This is a genomic window from Streptomyces sp. SID14478 (assembly GCF_010548525.1).
In the GTDB taxonomy this organism is placed as follows: Bacteria; Actinomycetota; Actinomycetes; order Streptomycetales; family Streptomycetaceae; genus Streptomyces.
Genome location: NZ_JAAGMG010000233.1, coordinates 1 through 2063 on the forward strand (window position 1 = coordinate 1; position 2063 = coordinate 2063).

Annotated in this window: 2 protein-coding genes and 1 pseudogene; all 3 read left to right on the forward strand. The window is 71.9% G+C overall.

Annotated features, from left to right (window positions below; all coding sequences use genetic code 11):
* Positions 1-537: SUKH-4 family immunity protein (locus G3I40_RS08525; RefSeq protein WP_203643686.1), on the forward strand; the 537-nt coding region annotated here is incomplete at its 5' end.
* Positions 538-604: 67 nt separating this feature from the next.
* A complete protein-coding gene (locus G3I40_RS08530) occupies positions 605-1591 on the forward strand; it encodes an LCP family protein (protein ID WP_164301559.1) in 987 nt (328 codons plus the stop codon).
* Between the two features lie 141 nt (positions 1592-1732).
* Positions 1733-2063: pseudogene (locus G3I40_RS08535) on the forward strand (cellulose-binding protein); the annotation flags it as partial.

Below are 2063 nucleotides of genomic sequence, written 5' to 3' on the forward strand. Positions count from 1 at the left end.
GCCGCGTTCGGGCCGGGGGTGTTCCGCTTCGACCAGCGGGCCGTGTCGCGCCAGGGCGTGCCGGACATCGTCGCGCACACGCTCGTCGTGGCCGGGCTGCCCGCGGACTTCGGGCCGTTCTTCTGGGCGCAGGCCCAGCCGGGCCGCCCGGTGCCGACCCTGGCCGAGCTCGCGCAGGAGCGCGGGGTGCAGCCGGCGTCGGACGCGGGCTCGTACCTCGTCATGGGCAGCGACTTCGGCAAGGCGCTCTGCGTCCAGTACGGCACGGCGCACATCGTGGCGGTGCCGGTCGAGGCGGGGCCCGGCGGTGCGCCGGTGCCGCCGCAGTTCGTGAACAGCGGGCTGCCCGAGTTCGCCCGCTCCCTGGGCCTGCTCGGCCACATGTGGCGGCTGCGTTTCGGGCTGAACCCGGAGCAGGCGGGCCGTTGGACCGTCGACTTCCAGGCGCAGCTGAGCGCGATCGACCCGGCCGCGCTCGGCTCGCCGGAGACCTGGTGGTCGGTGCTGCTGGAGCAGATGTGGGACGGCCTGCTGTAGGCGCGTAGGAACAGCTGATCGGGGCGCTCGACCTGCGGGATCGGTCGGGCGCCCCGATCATGCGCTCATGGCGGGCATCCAGACGCAGACCTCGGCGCCGAAGAAGCGGCGCTGGCCCAAGCGGGTCCTGCTGACGCTGCTCCTCGTCCTGGTGCTGCTCGTCGGATACGGCACCGCCCTGTACTTCTGGGCGGATTCGCGGCTGCGGACGACGCCCGCCTTCGCCGGCTACGACGGCCGCCCGACGGGCGGCAAGGGCACGGACTGGCTGCTCGTCGGCTCGGACTCGCGCGCGGACCTGACCCCCGAACAGCGCAAGGAGCTGCACGTCGGCAACGACGAGGGGCAGAACACCGACACGATCATGATCCTGCACTACGGGGACAGCGGCCCGTACCTGATCTCGATCCCGCGCGACTCCTACGTCCCGATCCCCGGCCACGGCCAGGGAAAGATCAACTCGGCGTACGCGCTCGGCGGCGCCCCGCTGCTGTCCCGGACCGTCGAGCAGGCGACGGGGCTGCACCTCGACCACTACGCGGAGATCAACTTCCTGGGTCTCGTGGACGTCGTCGACTCGCTCGGCGGCGTCAGCATCTGCGTACCCGACGGCGGTCTGCACGACGAGAAGTCCGGGGCGGACTTCGACGCGGGCTGCCGGCACATGGACGGGGTCCAGGCCCTGCAGTACGCGCGGGCCCGCTACTCCGACCCGCAGGGCGACCTCGGCCGGGTCAAGCGCCAGCGGCAGCTGGTCGACGCGATCGCCGACAAGGCGCTCAGCCCGGCGGTGCTGGTCCCGCCGTGGAAGCTGATCCCCTTCCTGAGCTCCTCGCTCGACGCGCTCACCGTCGACCCCGACACGGGCATCGGCTCGCTGGCCATGCTGGGCCTCAAGGCGTCCGATCTGGCGGGGACCTCGACCGTTCCCGTGGGCAGCGAACCGTACGTTCCCGGGGTCGGTGACGTCGTGGAATGGGACGCGGGCGAGGCCGGGCAGCTCTTCGCCGCACTGCGCGACGACACCACGATTCCGACTTTCGACTCCAATTGACGCATCCTTGACCGAGTAGGTCGGGCGGTGTGTCACGTGTGTCGCGTTATGGACGGTTCGGCTTGATCCACAAAGATATGCGCCAGTCGCCAGTCGCCAGTCGCGCAGAACAACGCACGTCGCGTTGGAGAGGGGATCCAGATGAGCGGTTCGGGTGCATCGGCGTCGCCGTACGGGTTCGTCGTCGCCAGAGGGCGGGGCGGCCGCGGATACCGGCCCGAGCAGGTGGAGGCCCGCGCGGAGGAGCTGTCCCGGGCCCGCGACGACGCATGGGAGCGGGCGGCGCGGCTGACCGTCCTCGCCAAGGACATGGAGGCGCAGGCGGAGCGGCTGCGTGAGGTCGTCGCGCACCTCGCCCCGCAGACCTACGAGACCCTCGGCAAGCGCGCGCAGTACCTGCTGGAGCTGGCCGAGGAGGAGGCCGCCGCCCTGGGGCACGCGGCGGGCGCCGACGCCCACGCCGTGACCGAGG

Bases quoted from the DNA above. Each gene is read 5' to 3' on its own strand.
- G3I40_RS08530 (WP_164301559.1), top strand. From the start codon at position 605: ATGGCGGGCATCCAGACGCAGACCTCGGCGCCGAAGAAGCGGCGCTGG.